We start from the raw sequence: 14,215 nt of genomic DNA, 5'->3' as shown, positions 1-14,215 counted from the left end.
CGCCCGTGACGGTTCCGTGCTGAGACCTTGGCCACCCGACGGCGGGTACCGGCACGTTCCGTGGTGTGGCCGGTTCCCTGCGCTCACGCCCGGGTGGTCCCGTACCAGAATGGTCCGCATGGATCTCCGCATCTTCACCGAACCGCAGCAGGGCGCGAGCTACGACACCCTCCTGAAGGTCGCCCGCACCGCGGAGGAGCTCGGCGCGTTCAGCGCCTTCTTCCGCTCCGACCACTACCTGAAGATGGGCGAGGTGGACGGCCTCCCCGGCCCCACCGACGCCTGGATCACCCTGGCCGGCCTCGCCCGCGACACCCGCACCATCCGCCTCGGCACTCTGATGACCGCCGCGACCTTCCGGCTGCCCGGCGTCACCGCGATCCAGGTCGCCCAGGTCGACGCGATGAGCGGCGGCCGGGTCGAGTTCGGCCTCGGCGCCGGCTGGTACGAGGCCGAGCACACCGCCTACGGCATCCCCTTCCCCAAGGAGAAGTTCGGGCGGCTGGAGGAGCAGCTGGCGATCATCACCGGGCTGTGGAACACCAAGCTCGGCGACACCTTCGACTTCGCCGGCGAGTACTACACGCTGACCGACTCGCCCGCGCTCCCCAAGCCCGCCCAGGACCGCATCCCGGTGCTGGTCGGCGGCCTCGGCCCGAAGCGCACCCCCGCGCTGGCCGCCCGCTTCGCCGACGAGTTCAACCTGCCGTTCGCCTCGGTGGACGACTCCGCCGCGCAGTTCGGGAGGGTCCGCGCCGCCGTCGAGGGGGCCGGTCGCCGGGCCGATGACCTGGTCTACTCCAACGCCCTGGTCGCCTGCGTGGGCCGGGACGACGCGGAGGTGGCCCGCCGGGCCGCCGCCATCGGCCGCGAGGTCGACGAGCTGAAGGCCAACGGCCTGGCCGGCACCCCGGACGAGGTCGTCGAGCGGATCGGCCGGTTCGCGGCCGTCGGCAGCGAGCGGATCTACCTGCAGATCCTCGACCTGGACGATCTCGACCACCTGGAGCTGATCGCCTCCCGGGTCGCCCCGCAGCTCGGCTGACGAACGGCGCCGGTGCGCGGCGGCCCCTTCCGGCCGCTCCCTGGCCGCGGGCCCGGTCGGTGACGGCGGCGTCCGGAAACGGGCCCGGTCCCGTCACGGGGCCGGGCCCGGCAGGGACCGTCCGTACCCGCTCCGACCTTCGCCCTTTACTCGCTCTTGGGAATGCGCCATGCTCCTGAGCAGGGAACGGCGGGGGGAGAAGCGGTGAGCGGGACGAGAACGGCGCGGGCGGCGGAGCCGAGGGTGCCGCCGCGGCGCACCGCCGGGGAACGCGTCGTCCTGCCTCCGTCGCACGACCCGACCGCCCTCCACGAACTGCGCGGACCCGGTCCGGCGGCCCTGCGCTACCCGGCCGGTGACCTGCTGGTCGTCACCGGTCTGCCCGGCAGCGGCAAGAGCACCCTGATGCGCCGCTGCGTCCGCGCCCCGCTGATCGACTCCCAGCTGGTCCGCGAGGAGTACGCGGCCAGGCTGCCCGGCCGCCTCCCGTACGCCCTCTACCGCCCGCTCGCCCGGGTCGCGCACTACCGGCGACTGCGCCGCGCCGTGCTGGACGGCGGGTCGCTCGCGGTGCACGACTGCGGCACGCTGCCCTGGGTGCGGGCCTGGCTCGCCCGCACCGCCGCGGGTCAGGGCCGTCGGGTGCACCTGCTGGTGCTCGACGTCGACCCGGCCGAGGCGCTCGCCGGGCAGCGGCGGCGCGGGCGCGGCGTCTCCCGCTACGCCTTCGTGCGGCACCGCTCCGGCCTCGCCCGGCTGCGCAGGTGGATCGGGGCCGGCCGGCTGCCGGCCGGGTGTGCATCGGCCGTGGTACTCGACCGGGCCGCCGCGCGCGCCCTGCGGGAGATCGACTTCACGGCGTCGTAGTCTCGGCGAGTCCGCGCCGGGCAGCGGGCCGGCGGGTCCGGCCGGAGCGCGCCGGGGCGTGGCCGAGACTCCGTCACCTCCCCGTCAGGAGCGCAGATGCGCCGTACTGCCCGGGTGCGCTCGCGTGCCCCCCGCCTGTTCCCCTGCGCCGCCGCACTGGTCGCCGCCCTCGGCGTGAGCCAGTTCGCGGCGCCGGCCCCGCAGCGCGCGGCCGCCGCCCCGACGACGACCGCGTGCGACGGCTCCGACGCCGACGCTCTCTTCGGCGCAGCCGCCCGCAGGCCGGCCGGCAGCCAGGCCGGGAAGGATCCGAACGCCGTCACCGCGGCCCAGGCCCGCGCCATGCAGGCCGACCTCGACGACCGGCTCGCCGCGCTCGGTTCCACCCACGTCCCGCTGTCCGGCGGCGCGACCACCGTCCCGGTGTACGTCCATGTCATCCACGACGGGAGCGCAGGCCGGCTCGCCGACAGCACCGTCGCCGCCCAGATCGACCACCTCAACGCCACCTACGGCGGCGAGGGCGAGGGCAACACCCCCACCGGCTTCCGGTTCGCGCTGGCCGGCACCGACTACACCGACAAGGCCGCCTGGTACACGGGGATGACGCCCGGCTCGGCCGCCGAGAAGGCGATGAAGAAGCAGCTGCGCAAGGGCGACCAGGGCACCCTCAACCTCTACACCGCCCACCTCGGCCAGTCCCTGCTCGGCTGGTCGACTTTCCCGAACGCCTACCGGTCGGACCCGGCCGACGACGGCGTGGTCGTGCTCGACGCCTCCCTGCCCGGAGGCTCCGCCACCCACTACAACGAGGGCAACACCGTCACCCACGAGACCGGCCACTGGTTCGGCCTCTTCCACACCTTCCAGGGCGGCTGCCTGCTCCCGGGCGACTACGTGGACGACACCCCGCCCGAGCGCAGCGCGGCCTTCGGCTGCCCCGAGGGCCGGGACACCTGCCCCACGACCGGCGCGGACCCGATCCACGACTTCATGGACTACAGCTACGACGAGTGCATGAGCGAGTTCACCCCCGGGCAGATCCAGCGAATGGTGAACTCGTGGTCCGCCTACCGGAGTTGATCTAACAGGAGACGTCGAGGTAGAGCAGCGTCCGGCCGTCCGCGGCGCGGAACTCGTACGCCCGGTGGTCCTCGGCGCAGGCCGCGTGCCAGGCAGCCGGGCGCTCCTCGGGGGCGAGCAGGACGGGGACGAAGTGGTCGGGGAAGGCCTCGTGCCGGCGGCCCCGGAGGCCGAGCGTCAGCTCGTCGGCGCCGGCCGCCAGCCGCCGGGCCAGCCGCCGGTCCACCGGGCCGCGGGCCAGCCGCCAGTAGCAGCCCGCACCGTCCAGGAAGCCACCCGACCCGATCGGGTTCCGGACTTCCAGGGGCTCGTGCTCCTCCTGCGGCGGCAGTGCCGCGAGGACCTCGGCGAAACCGCCGGACCGGCGGCGGGGCTTGTTCGGCATCCGGGCATCGTCCCAGCCGGCCGGGGTGAGCGCACTCGATTTGAATGCGGCACCCGATGATCGGCGCGGCAAATGCCGGACATATGTCCGATTTGATCTATGTTTGAAGGTCGGACCGATCAGGAGCCCCACCCGGCTGCACCAGCCGGCAGGAGCAAGCGAAGGAGCAAGGCCATGAGTGCCAGTCCCCGGATCGTCGTCGGCGTGGACGGCTCGCCCGCCTCGGAGCAGGCGCTGCACTGGGCGGTCGACTACGCGAAAGCCGTCGGCGGCACCGTCGACGCCATCGCCGCCTGGGAGTACCCCGCCTTCTACGGCTGGGCCGGACAGGGCGTGCCGACCGTCGAGACCTTCCACCCCGAGGAACTCGCGGGCAAGACCCTCTCCGACACCGTCGCCAAGGTGGTCGGCGAGGACCCGGGCGTACGGATCAGCGAGACCGTCATGCCCGGCAACGCCGCCAAGGCGCTGCTGGAGGCCGCCGGCGGCGCGGCGCTGATCGTCGTCGGCAGCCGCGGCCTCGGCGGGTTCTCCGGCGTGCTGCTCGGCTCGGTCAGCCGCCACCTCACCGAGCACGCGCCGTGCCCGGTCGTCGTCGTCCGCGAGGGCCACCCCGGGCAGTAGGCCCACGAGCCGGCCGGTCGTCGCCGGGCCGCCGCGCGGGAGAGGATGGAGTCATGCCAGAAGGTGACTCCGTCTACCGCGTGGCGGCCCGGCTGCACGAGGCCCTCGCCGGACAGCCGCTGACCGCCGCCGACCTGCGGGTGCCCGCCCACGCCACCGCCGCACTCGCCGGCCGCCGGGTGCTGGAGGTCGCCCCGCGCGGCAAACACCTGCTCACCCGTCTCGAAGGCGGCCTCACCCTGCACACCCACCTGCGGATGGACGGCCGCTGGGAGGTCTACCGCCCCGGCGAACGGTGGACCGGCGGACCCGACTGGCAGATCCGGGCCGTCCTCGGCACCGACCGCGGCACCGCCGTCGGCTACCGGCTCCCCGTCGTCGAACTGCTGCGCACCACCGACGAGCGGCGGATCGTCGGCCACCTCGGCCCGGACCTGCTCGGCCCCGACTGGGACCCGGTCGAGGCCGTCCGCCGGCTTCTCGCCCGGCCCGGCCGCCCGGTCGTCGAGGCCCTGCTCGACCAGCGCAACCTGGCCGGGATCGGCAACGTCTACGCCAACGAACTGTGCTTCGTGGCCGGCGTGACACCGTGGACCGAGGTCGGCGAACTCCCGCACCCCGACCGGCTGGTGGAGCGCGCCCGGCAGATGCTGGAGGCCAACAAGCTGCGCCCCGGCCACATCACCACCGGCGACACCAGGCCCGGCTACCAGCACTGGGTCTACGGCCGGGCCGGCCGGCCCTGCCCGCGCTGCGTCACCCCCGTCGTGACCGGACGTCAGGGCACGCCGCCGCGCGACCGCACGGTCTTCTGGTGCCCCTACTGCCAGCGCGGCCCCGCCCCGGAAGCCGTCCGGACCGCCCGGGGGAGCCGGCCGGGTCGGTGAGCCGGCGCCGAGGCGGTGTGCGGAGACGGCCGCTACGGCTGCTCCACCAGCGCCGGGTGGCGGGGGTCGTCCATCCGGACGGTGAGGTCGGCGAGTTGCGCGGGGGTGGTCTCGGCGTCGTAGCGGGCGAAGGCCGGCAGGGTCCACTGCTGGTCGGCGGCGGTGCGGCGGGCCAGCGCGGCCGGGGTGAGGGCGAGGTGGACGGTCAGGTCCAGCGGCAGCCAGCGGCCGAGCAGGAGCGCTCCGTCGAGCAGCAGCACGCCGTTCGGCGGGAGCCGGGTGTACGCCGCGCGGGTGGAACGGTCGGTCACCGGGTCGCGCAGCGTGGGCAGGACACGGCCGCTGCCGCCGGGCTCCAGCGGGTCGAGGACCTCGCGCAGCAGCGCGCCGTCGTCCAGCCACAGGTCGTGGAAGGCGTCCGCGTCGTGGTGGCCGTACTCCAGCCGGATCGACGCCGGGCGCAGGAAGTCCGCCGCCGACACCCGCAGGGTGGGGCGGCCGCGCAGCCGCAGCGGCTCCACCAGGGCGTCGGCGAGCGCCTCGGGGCGGGCGGCCGCCGCGCCGTCGACGGCCACCCGCAGCCGGCGGTCGGCGGCGCCGGGCAGGGCGGTGATGCGGTCGGCGAGCAGCTCGGCCAGGTTGTCGGGGGAGATCGGGCGTACCTGCATCGGGCCATCCTGCCGCGTCGTGGAGCCGCTCAGCTCAGGGGGAGGGCGTGCAGGACGTCGTCGTGGCCCGCGTACAGGCGGCCGCCGTCGGTGGCGACGCTCCAGACGTCCTTGCCCGGGCCGGAGTCGTGGAAGGTCCAGTCCAGTCGCCCGGTCGGGGTGTGGATCGCGCTGACCCCGCCGGTCGCCGTGCCCGGCACGAACAGCATGTCGGCGGCGACCACCGGACGGCTGCGGCGGTCCAGCAGGAACGGCAGCCGACAGGTCCACAGCACCCCGCCGGTGACCGCGTCGTGGCAGGTGACGATGCCGTGGTCACTCGGGACGTACACCCGGGGGCCGTCCGGGACGGGCGGCAGCGCCCGCCAGGAGTCGCCCCGGGCGGGGGAGTAGGTCCAGCCCGGTTCGCCGGTGGGCTGCAGCATGCGCACGCCGCCGTTGCCGTCGGGGACGTAGACGTCCTGCGTGCCGGTGGCGCACCAGCGCAGGTCCTCGTCGCCGTGCGCCGTCCACAGCGGGCGGCCGGTGGCGGCGTCCCGGGCCACCAGTTCGGCGCGGAACCCGAGGAAGCGGACGCAGGCCACCACGTTGCTGCCGATCCTGGTGGCGGGGGCGACCGGCTGCTCCTCCTGCTCGGTCGGGACGGTCCACAGGAAGGAGCGGTCGGCGACCCGCAGGGCGAAGAGGTGGTTGTCCGGCGGGGCGCCGTCGGGGCCGGGGCGGCCCCAGGAGTAGCCGTAGAGGATGCCGCGGTCGTAGCCGGTGAGACGGGTCTGGCCCTGCAGCTCGTCGGGCAGCGGCAGGCTCCAGTCGGCCGCGGGGTCCGTGAAGTGCCTGGCTTCGAGGTGGCCCTCGTAGGTGGTGGTGAAGAGGAGGTCGGGCCCGATCACGACCTTGCCGAGCAGGTCGAGGTCGCTGGGCCAGTCCCGGCTGTCCGGCGGGTCGAAGACCAGCAGCCGGGCGGCGGTGCCCCGGGCGGCGTCGAGCACCTGGAGGCCGTTCCTGGACAGGTAGACGGGACGGGCCGGCGGGCCGGTGAGCCGCGCCGGGGTCATCGCCTCGGGGCCGCGGTAGGTCCAGAGGGGAGTCGGCCCGGAGAGGGCGGTGGGCGGCGGCTCGGTCGGCTTCGGTGCGGGGGGCGCCCCGTCGGCACCCGAACGGCCGAACGCCCACGCGGCCCCGCCCGCCGCGAGGGCCCCGGCCCCGATCAGCATCCGGCGCCGGCTCGGCCGCGGACCGTCCCCGCCGCCGCCGATCACGTCCTCGGGCGCCTCGCCGCCGCTGCTCTCCTCCCCGTCCCACTGCCACGACGCCTCGTGCGCGGTGTTCCCGGACGACGGCGACTGCATACGCTCTCGCTTCCCCACCGGCGGCCCCGCGCCGCCACCCGTCCGGAGGATATCGAACGGTCCCCGAACGGTTCGAACGTGCGCAACGGCGGGAGGCCCCGGCCCGGCACCGCTGGAGGAAGGCGCGGGCGGGCAGCGCGGCGGGTGCGGGCAGGAGGGGAAGCGGTTCCTCGGGCGCCGGTCCTCAGGGGCGCTTCGGGGAGTGCTTCGAGGAGTCCTTCGGGGGGTGGTCGGCGAGCTCGGCGAGGACGTCGGCGTGGCAGGGGAGCGGGGCGCACCAGCAGGCGAGGCGGTGGCCGCGCAGAGGCGGGACGAGGGCCAGGAGGTCCGGGCGGGCGAGCAGGTACGCGCGGTACTTCGCGACCATCTCCTCCCGGGTGAGGTCCGGGCCCGGCCGGTAGGGGCAGTGCAGGGGGGACTCGGCGAGGTGCCAGCCGCCGCGGTGCGCGGCACGGCCGACGTAGACGGCGTCGCCGTAGGCGGGGTCGTCGCGGTGGCCCTTGAGGTTGACCACGGTGGTGCGGCGGGACGGGCTCGGCATGCCGTCCATGCTGGTGCAAGCGGGGCCCGGCGGCAGCCCGGGGCGGGGCGGGCTCGCCTTGACACCGTTCCGGGCCCGGCGTAGCAAAAGAGCATGCGCCATCCGCATGCGACCGGTGGGGCCCCTGGGGCGTGGTCGGGGCCGGACCAGCCGCGGGAGCCCGGGGCCGACGCGGTGGTGGGCCGGGCTGCTCCCCGGACCGGGCCTGCGGCGGACCGGCCTGCGGAGCACCGTCGGGACGAGCTGTTCGCGGACGCCGTGCGCGGGGTGCTCGGGCGCACCGGGGCGTACGGCGCGCTGGTGTACCTGCGGTCGCGGGACCGGCGGTCACTGGCGCTGCGGACGATCGCGGGGGTGCCGCTGGCGGTGATGAGCCCGTTCCGGCGGGTCGCGGCGGCCGGGCCGCTGCCGGTCGGGGTCTGCTTCCGGACCGGGCACGAGATCGTGCTCACCGGCGGTGAGGACACCATGCGGCGCTTCCCGCAGCTCGCGGTCGGTCTGCCGTACGACTTCGCGTCCGCCTGCGTGCCGGTGGAGCACGGCGGCGAGCGGTTCGGGGTGCTGAGCGTGCTGTGGCCGGCCTCGGACGACGGGGTGCCGGAGTCGTCGCGTCCGCTGATCGCCGCCGTCGCGGCCGAACTGGGCGACGGGCTGGCCGGGTTGGAGGAGTCCGGGCAGTCGGTGGAGCCGGGCGGGGAGGGGGAGCCGACGGTGGTCGAGCTGCCGCCGCCGTCGTCGGTGCCGACCATCCGGGTCGGGCTGTTCGACTGGGACGTGGCCACCGGGGCACTCGCCGCGGACGAGCAGTTCCGGGAGATCTTCGGTTTCGGCCCGGGCGAGTTCGACGGCACGGCGACCTCCCTGAGCGGCAGGATCGCCCCGGGCGACCTGCCGCAGTTCCGGGCCGCCGCCAGGACGGCGCTGGAGCACGGCGAGGTGCTGGCCGCCCGGGTCCGGGTGCTCGGGCCGGACGGCTTGCCGTACCCGGTGGAGCTGTGGGCGCGGGCACCCGCGGCGGTCTCCCGCGGCCGGACCCACCTGGTGGGCGCCGTGCTGGACGCCCGGAGCCTGACCGCCGCCGCGGCCGCCGTCGAGCGGCTGCGCGAGGGCGTGTTCTCACTCGACCTGGACGGCCGGATCCGTTACGCCAACCACGCCACCGAGCCACTGCTGCGGGCCCGCCGCGAGGACCTGATCGGCCACCACCCCTGGGACGTGCTGCCCTGGCTCGCCGACCCGTTCTACGAGAACCGCTACCGGGCGGCGCTGCTCTCCCAACGGCCCGCCACCTTCCTGGCGGCCCGCCCGCCGGACGGCTGGCTCGCCTTCTCGCTCTATCCCGACGCGCACGGCGTCACCGGCCGGGTGGTCTCCGCCGAGCCCCTGCCGGACGCCGTCGAGCCCCTGCCGGCCGCTCCGCCGCCGGCCGTCCGCACCGGCGTCGGCGGCACCCATCACCTGCTCCAGCTGGCCAGTGCGCTGACCGAGGCGGTCACCGTTCGCGACGTGTGCCGGGCGGTGGCCGAGGAGATCCTGCCGGCCTTCGGCGGCCAGGAGCTGGCCATCTACACGGTGCACGACCAGGAGTTGCAGCTGGTCTCGCAGTCCGGCTACCCGGACGGCTTCCTGGACTCCTTCGAGGGCACCCCGGTCGACGCCCGCGTCCCGGGCGCGGAGACCCTCAGCACCGGCACCGCGATCTTCTTCGAGTCGGTGCGCGAACTCGCCGCCGCCTACCCCGGCCTCGCCCTGGACGAGATGGGCGCCTGGGCGTTCCTGCCGCTGATCGCCTCCGGCCGGGCGGTCGGCAGCTGCATCCTCGGCTTCGACCGCCCGCACCCGTTCACGGTCGAGGAGCGCGGTCTGCTCACGGCGCTCGGCGGCTTCATCGCCCAGGCCCTGGAACGCGCCCGGCTGTACGACGCCGAGTTCGCGGTGGCCCGTGGGCTGCAGCAGGCGCTGCTGCCGCACCGGCTCGCCGAGGTGCCCGGGATCCGGATCACCGCCCGCTACCTGCCCGGCACCCAGGGGATGGAGATCGGCGGCGACTGGTACGACGCGATCGTCACCGACGGGGACGTCACCCTGGTGATCGGCGACGTCGAGGGCCACAGCGTCGGCGCCGCCGCCACGATGGGCCAGCTGCGCAGTGCGGTCCGCGCCTTCGCGACCGGCGGCGACCCGCCCGACCAGGTGCTCGCCCACACCAACCGGCTGCTGCTGGACCTCGACCCCGGGCTGCTCGCCAGCTGCTGCCTGGTCCGGCTCGCCCCGGCCGACGGAACCGCCCGGATCGCCCGCGCCGGGCACATGCCGCCGGTGCTGCGGCACCCGGACGGGCGGACCGAGGCGCTGTACGTGGCGGGCGGGCCGCTGCTGGGGGTGGACGAGCTGGCCGCGTACCCGGTCAGCGAGCTGAGGCTGAGCCCGGGCTCGGTGCTGGCCCTGTACACGGACGGGCTGGTCGAGGACCCGGCGGCGGCGATCGACGAGGGCGTGGACCGGCTGCGGGCCGCGATGGCCCGGGCCGAGCCGGGGGAGGAGCTGGAGGAGGCTGCCGAGCGGCTGCTGCGCGAGGTCGGTTCGGCCCGCCGGGTGGACGACGTGGCGCTGCTGCTGACGGCCTTCGGCCGGGCCGCCGCCGGGCCGACGCCGCCGTCGGTGTGATCGGACATCGGCGCGAGCAGGCACAGGCAGGTGTGACCGGCCGCCGGTGTGACCAGGAGACTTTCGTCGGACCCGGCGACGACGAAGGTGGACGGCGGGGGCTCCGGCCGGCCGGTTAGCCTCGACGGGTGGATGCGATCGCGCGGGCCTGGAAGAAGGCGGTACGGACGGCGCTGCCGGGGCCCTGGCGGCCGTGGCGGGTGGTGGGCGAGGCCGTGCTCGCCCTGCTGATGGGCGGTCTCGCCGCCGTGATGGAGGTCGCCGCCGGCACCGGCCTGGCGGTGCCCTTCGGCCTGGGCGTCGCGGTGCTGTGGGTGCTGCGGCGGGGACTGCCGGTCACCGTGCTGCTGGCCGCCGCGGCCGCCACCGGCTGGTCGGGAGGGCCGGTGCTGCTGCTGATCTGCGCGGGCTGGGCGGCCGGCGCGCGGATCCGCCGGGTCTGGGCGCTGGTCGGCACCTTCGTCCTGGGCTGGGTGCTGTTCACCGTGACGGGCGTGCTGAAGGACGCCTCCTCGTTCTCGCCCGAGCTGCTCCTGGGGCTGTCGCTGGGTGGCTTCCTGGTGCTCGCGGTCCTGCCCGGGCTCTACGGCCGCTACCGCGCGCAGCGGCGGGCCCTGCTGGACGCGCTGCGCGAGCGCAACGACCAGCTGCTGCGGGAGCGGGTCATGGTGGTGCACCAGGCGCGGCTGCGCGAGCGGCACCGGATCGCCCAGGACATGCACGACAGCCTGGGGCACCAGCTGGCGCTGATCTCCGTGCACTCGGGCGCGCTGGAGGTGGACCGCACGCTCACCGACCGGCAGCGGGAGGCGGTCGGGGTGCTGCGGCAGGCCGCGGTCGCGGCGATGCGCGAGCTGCGCGAGGTGGTCGGGGTGCTGCACGACGAGTCGACGGCGGTGCCGCCCGCGGCGGGTGCGGTGGGCGCGACGCCCGCCCGGGGCGGGGTGGACGGGATCGACGGGCTGGTGGATTCCTCCCGGGCGGCCGGAGCGGTGGTCGTGCTCACCCGGGAGGGCGAGCCGCGCCCGCTGCCGGCCTCGGTCGACCACGCGGCGTACCGGATCGTGCAGGAGGCGCTCACCAACGCGCACAAGCACGCCCCCGGCGCGCCGATCGGTGTCGCGCTCCGGTACGAGCCGGACGCGCTGGTGGTGGAGGTCACCAACGACCGTGCGCCGGAACTCGTGGGCGCGCGCGTCGGGGTGGGCCAGGCCGTGAGCGGCGGCCAGGGGCTGACCGGGCTGCGGGAGCGTGCCCGCCTGGCCGGCGGCATGGTGCACGCCGGGTCGACGGCCGAGCAGGGCTTCCGGCTGGCCGCCGTCCTGCCGTACGAGGGGACGGAGGGCGGCAAGGAGGGCGCCGCCGCGGCGACCGGGGTGGACGACTGGGTGTTCGAGGGCCTGCCGGTCGACGACGCGGCCGGTAAGCGCCGCAGTCCGGCGTTGGGGTGCGCGGTCGGCGTGGTGGCGGTCGGGCTGACCGTGCTGGGCCTGCTGGTCTGGGGCGTCGTGGGCTTCGTGGACGGCACCCGCGCCGCGACGCTGAAGAAGCCGCGGTACGACCAAATCGAGGTCGGTGCGGCGCAGGCCGCGGTGATGCGTGAGCTGCCGTCCGGCAGCAGCTTCTTCACCGACGAGTACAAGGGCGGTGGACCGACCCCGCCGGCGGGGGCGCAGTGCCGCTGGTACCTCCTGGAGGGCTCGTCCGACGACGGCTGGAACGACCAGCACGTGGCGCGGTTCTGCTTCAAGGACGGGGTGCTGGTGGAGAAACAGGAGTACGTCGGCAAGGACTGACCGCGCGGGCGTCCGGACCGGGGGCCGGAGGTCCGGTCCGGACGGCGGGGATGTGAGGATGGTGCCGCAGCCGAAGCACCGTTCGAGGGGAATGACCAGCGTGATCCGAGTCCTCGTCGCCGACGACGAGCCGCTGATCCGGGCCGGGATCAGGATGATCCTCGGCTCCGCCGACGACATCGAGGTGGTCGCCGAGGCCGCCGACGGCCGGGAGGCGCTGGAGCTGGCGCGGGCGCACCGGGTGGACGTGGTGCTGCTGGACATCCAGATGCCGGTGATGGACGGGCTGACGGCGCTCGGGGAGCTGTCGAAGGCCGCCCCCGGCGCGCGGGCGTTGATCCTCACCACCTTCGGGGAGCGCGAGAACGTCCTGCGCGCCGTGACCGAGGGCGGCGCCGGCTTCCTGCTGAAGGACACCGCGCCGAACGAGCTGATCCAGGCCGTCCGGGCGGCGGCCGGCGGGAACGCCTTCCTCTCCCCGGCGGCCACCCGGCACATCGTCGACTCGTTGGCGTCCGCACACAGCGGTTCGCTGGCCGCCCGCGGCGCCGCGGCCCGGCGCCGGCTGGAGGTGCTCACCGAGCGGGAGCTGGAGGTGCTGGCGCTGCTCGGTGAGGGCCTGTCCAACGCCGACGCCGGGGCCCGGATCCACATGAGCGAGGCGACGGTGAAGACCTACGTGAGCCGGATCCTGGCCAAGCTGGGGTGTGAGAACCGGGTCCAGGCGGCGCTGCTGGCGCGGGACGCGGAGCTCGACGGCCGGAGCTGAGCGCTTCCGCACGGTCACGGAACGTGTCGGGTGTGGTGGATGCCACTCGGCGGCCGTGCGGAACCGGGAACTCCGGCCGGGCTACTGACGGTCCGTCGGTGATCGGTGACGGTGTGTGGGGGGTGCGGGGGGCGCTTACGGGTGAACAGATGTGAGCGAGGGCACGGGAACTGAACATTTGATCTTGAGAATGCGGTCAAAACCGGTCAAGCCGGGCATCGTTTCTTGATCGATACCGCCGGTAACAGTCAACTGACCTGCGACATCCAAGAATTGCTTGCTGTGCGCCGAGGTTGCCCCCTAGCTTCATTGGCGGCGCACCGAGCGCCACCCGGGTTCACCCCGACGCACCGCCCGCCGACTGACCCACGGCGCGAGGGCGGTGCCCGCCGACCAGGCCGGCTCGAACAGGCCGTCGGCGAGCGGAGGTGACCGGGGCGGCAGGGCACGTCCGACGCGTGCACGGCCGCCCGTCGAGTGAGGTGAGCGAACACCACCGGCCCCTGTCCCGGGCCTGGTTCCGTCTGCCCGCCCGGGGCTTGTCGAGAGGATCTGTATGAATCCCCGTCACGAGACCGCCGCTGCCACCGAGACCACCACCAAGCGCAACCGCGTGCGGATGGCGGTCGTCGCGGGCGCCGCCGTCGCGGCCCTGCCGGTGGCCGGCCTCGTCACGGCCACCTCGGCCTCCGCCGCACCGGCCTCCTCCTGGGACGCCGTCGCCCAGTGCGAGAGCGGCGGCAACTGGAGCACCGACACCGGCAACGGGTTCCACGGCGGCCTGCAGTTCTCCCCCAGCACCTGGAGGGCGTACGGCGGCACCGCGTACGCCCCCCAGGCCAGCCAGGCGACCCGGGCGCAGCAGATCGCCGTCGCCGAGAAGGTCCTTGCCTCGCAGGGGCCGGGTGCCTGGCCGGTCTGCTCGAAGAAGGCGGGTCTGAGCAAGGGCGGCGCCCCGGCCGACGTCGACACCACGTCGGCCGCCAAGCCCGCCAAGCCCGCCAAGCCCGCCAAGCCCGCCAAGCCCGCCAAGCCCGCCACGAAGGCGGCGAAGCCCGCCGCCAAGCCGGCCCCGGCCGCCCCGGCGGCCAGGCAGCAGGCGCCCAGGGCAGCCGAGGCGGCCGCGGGCCGGCCGTCGGCGAAGCCGGCGCAGTCCGCGCCGTCGACCGCGAGGAACACCGCGGGCGGCAGCTACACCGTCAAGGCCGGCGACACCCTGAGCGACATCGCGGCCAAGTTCGGCGTCGACACCGACGGCCTGTACAACAAGAACGCACGTGTCATCGGCGGCAACCCGGACCTGATCTTCCCGGGCCAGACGCTGACCGTCTGACGGAACCCGCGAGTGCCGCTGCGGCGGAGCGCCTGACCCAGCCTCCGACGGAGCCTCGCGACCCGGCCGAGCGGCCGCCCCTGTGCACGGGGGCGGCCGCTCGGCGCGGTGCGTTCCGGGCTGGTCCCGGCCGCAGGGCCGAACCGTGCGGGCGGCCGGGGGTCGGTTCGTACGGCCGGTGGGTGGCGTGCACGCCGGGGC

Annotated in this window: 13 protein-coding genes; 9 read left to right on the top strand and 4 right to left on the bottom strand. The window is 75.3% G+C overall.

Annotation, left to right across the window (positions count from 1 at the left end; all coding sequences use genetic code 11):
- The first annotated feature begins 118 nt into the window (after window positions 1–118).
- From AB0D10_RS36940 to AB0D10_RS36930, 3 genes are all read left to right on the top strand, one after another.
- On the top strand, window positions 119–1,045 hold the full coding sequence (locus tag AB0D10_RS36940; protein ID WP_360264369.1) for an LLM class F420-dependent oxidoreductase: 927 nt from the start codon (window positions 119–121) through the stop codon (window positions 1,043–1,045).
- 204 nt (window positions 1,046–1,249) lie between these two features.
- Window positions 1,250–1,912: an AAA family ATPase gene (locus tag AB0D10_RS36935; RefSeq protein WP_360264366.1), complete on the top strand. Its 663-nt coding sequence runs from the start codon at window positions 1,250–1,252 to the stop codon at window positions 1,910–1,912.
- A 96-nt stretch (window positions 1,913–2,008) separates the two neighbouring features.
- A complete protein-coding gene (locus AB0D10_RS36930) occupies window positions 2,009–2,995 on the top strand; it encodes a zinc metalloprotease (protein WP_360264363.1) in 987 nt (328 codons plus the stop codon).
- Between the two features lies 1 nt (window position 2,996).
- Here AB0D10_RS36930 and AB0D10_RS36925 read toward each other — a convergent pair whose 3' ends face one another.
- Window positions 2,997–3,380: a hypothetical protein gene (locus AB0D10_RS36925; protein ID WP_360264360.1), complete on the bottom strand. Its 384-nt coding sequence runs from the start codon at window positions 3,378–3,380 to the stop codon at window positions 2,997–2,999.
- Window positions 3,381–3,554: 174 nt separating this feature from the next.
- On the opposite strand from AB0D10_RS36925, the gene AB0D10_RS36920 reads away from it, so the two are divergent.
- Together AB0D10_RS36920 and AB0D10_RS36915 are read left to right on the top strand one after the other, a co-directional pair.
- Window positions 3,555–4,004, top strand: a complete 450-nt coding sequence (locus AB0D10_RS36920) for a universal stress protein (RefSeq protein ID WP_360264357.1) — start codon at window positions 3,555–3,557, stop codon at window positions 4,002–4,004.
- Between the two features lie 53 nt (window positions 4,005–4,057).
- Window positions 4,058–4,891 (top strand): DNA-formamidopyrimidine glycosylase family protein, encoded by an 834-nt coding sequence (locus AB0D10_RS36915; protein WP_360264354.1) that lies wholly within the window; start codon window positions 4,058–4,060, stop codon window positions 4,889–4,891.
- Window positions 4,892–4,923: 32 nt separating this feature from the next.
- Here the strand turns inward: AB0D10_RS36915 and AB0D10_RS36910 are convergent, their stop codons facing one another.
- From AB0D10_RS36910 to AB0D10_RS36900, 3 genes are all read right to left on the bottom strand, one after another.
- Entirely contained in the window at window positions 4,924–5,559 is a 636-nt protein-coding gene (locus AB0D10_RS36910) for a uridine kinase (RefSeq protein ID WP_360264351.1), read from the bottom strand.
- Between the two features lie 29 nt (window positions 5,560–5,588).
- Window positions 5,589–6,908 (bottom strand): PQQ-binding-like beta-propeller repeat protein, encoded by a 1,320-nt coding sequence (locus AB0D10_RS36905; protein ID WP_360264348.1) that lies wholly within the window; start codon window positions 6,906–6,908, stop codon window positions 5,589–5,591.
- Window positions 6,909–7,092: 184 nt separating this feature from the next.
- The gene (locus AB0D10_RS36900) at window positions 7,093–7,449 is read right to left on the bottom strand and encodes a DUF4326 domain-containing protein (RefSeq protein WP_360264345.1); all 357 of its coding nucleotides are present in this window, start codon (window positions 7,447–7,449) and stop codon (window positions 7,093–7,095) included.
- A gap of 93 nt (window positions 7,450–7,542) precedes the next feature.
- On the opposite strand from AB0D10_RS36900, the gene AB0D10_RS36895 reads away from it, so the two are divergent.
- From AB0D10_RS36895 to AB0D10_RS36880, 4 genes are all read left to right on the top strand, one after another.
- On the top strand, window positions 7,543–10,116 hold the full coding sequence (locus AB0D10_RS36895) for a SpoIIE family protein phosphatase (protein ID WP_360264342.1): 2,574 nt from the start codon (window positions 7,543–7,545) through the stop codon (window positions 10,114–10,116).
- 128 nt (window positions 10,117–10,244) lie between these two features.
- The gene (locus AB0D10_RS36890) at window positions 10,245–11,912 is read left to right on the top strand and encodes a histidine kinase (RefSeq protein ID WP_360264339.1); all 1,668 of its coding nucleotides are present in this window, start codon (window positions 10,245–10,247) and stop codon (window positions 11,910–11,912) included.
- Window positions 11,913–12,012: 100 nt separating this feature from the next.
- Window positions 12,013–12,681, top strand: coding sequence for a response regulator transcription factor (locus AB0D10_RS36885; protein WP_360264417.1), 669 nt, complete (start codon window positions 12,013–12,015; stop codon window positions 12,679–12,681).
- A 556-nt stretch (window positions 12,682–13,237) separates the two neighbouring features.
- Window positions 13,238–14,014, top strand: a complete 777-nt coding sequence (locus tag AB0D10_RS36880; RefSeq protein WP_360264336.1) for a transglycosylase family protein — start codon at window positions 13,238–13,240, stop codon at window positions 14,012–14,014.
- The last annotated feature ends 201 nt before the right edge of the window (window positions 14,015–14,215 follow it).

It is taken from the genome of Kitasatospora sp. NPDC048545, assembly GCF_040651155.1.
Taxonomy (GTDB): domain Bacteria; phylum Actinomycetota; class Actinomycetes; order Streptomycetales; family Streptomycetaceae; genus Kitasatospora.
Note: the sequence above shows the minus strand (reverse complement) of the source record. Positions and strands in the feature narration are given on the sequence as shown.

Bases quoted from the DNA above. Each gene is read 5' to 3' on its own strand.
- AB0D10_RS36920 (WP_360264357.1), top strand. From the start codon at position 3,555: ATGAGTGCCAGTCCCCGGATCGTCGTCGGCGTGGACGGCTCGCCCGCC.
- AB0D10_RS36915 (WP_360264354.1), top strand. From the start codon at position 4,058: ATGCCAGAAGGTGACTCCGTCTACCGCGTGGCGGCCCGGCTGCACGAG.
- AB0D10_RS36880 (WP_360264336.1), top strand. From the start codon at position 13,238: ATGAATCCCCGTCACGAGACCGCCGCTGCCACCGAGACCACCACCAAG.
- AB0D10_RS36940 (WP_360264369.1), top strand. From the start codon at position 119: ATGGATCTCCGCATCTTCACCGAACCGCAGCAGGGCGCGAGCTACGAC.
- AB0D10_RS36910 (WP_360264351.1), bottom strand. From the start codon at position 5,559: ATGCAGGTACGCCCGATCTCCCCCGACAACCTGGCCGAGCTGCTCGCC.
- AB0D10_RS36930 (WP_360264363.1), top strand. From the start codon at position 2,009: ATGCGCCGTACTGCCCGGGTGCGCTCGCGTGCCCCCCGCCTGTTCCCC.
- AB0D10_RS36900 (WP_360264345.1), bottom strand. From the start codon at position 7,449: ATGCCGAGCCCGTCCCGCCGCACCACCGTGGTCAACCTCAAGGGCCAC.
- AB0D10_RS36905 (WP_360264348.1), bottom strand. From the start codon at position 6,908: ATGCAGTCGCCGTCGTCCGGGAACACCGCGCACGAGGCGTCGTGGCAG.
- AB0D10_RS36925 (WP_360264360.1), bottom strand. From the start codon at position 3,380: ATGCCGAACAAGCCCCGCCGCCGGTCCGGCGGTTTCGCCGAGGTCCTC.
- AB0D10_RS36895 (WP_360264342.1), top strand. From the start codon at position 7,543: ATGCGCCATCCGCATGCGACCGGTGGGGCCCCTGGGGCGTGGTCGGGG.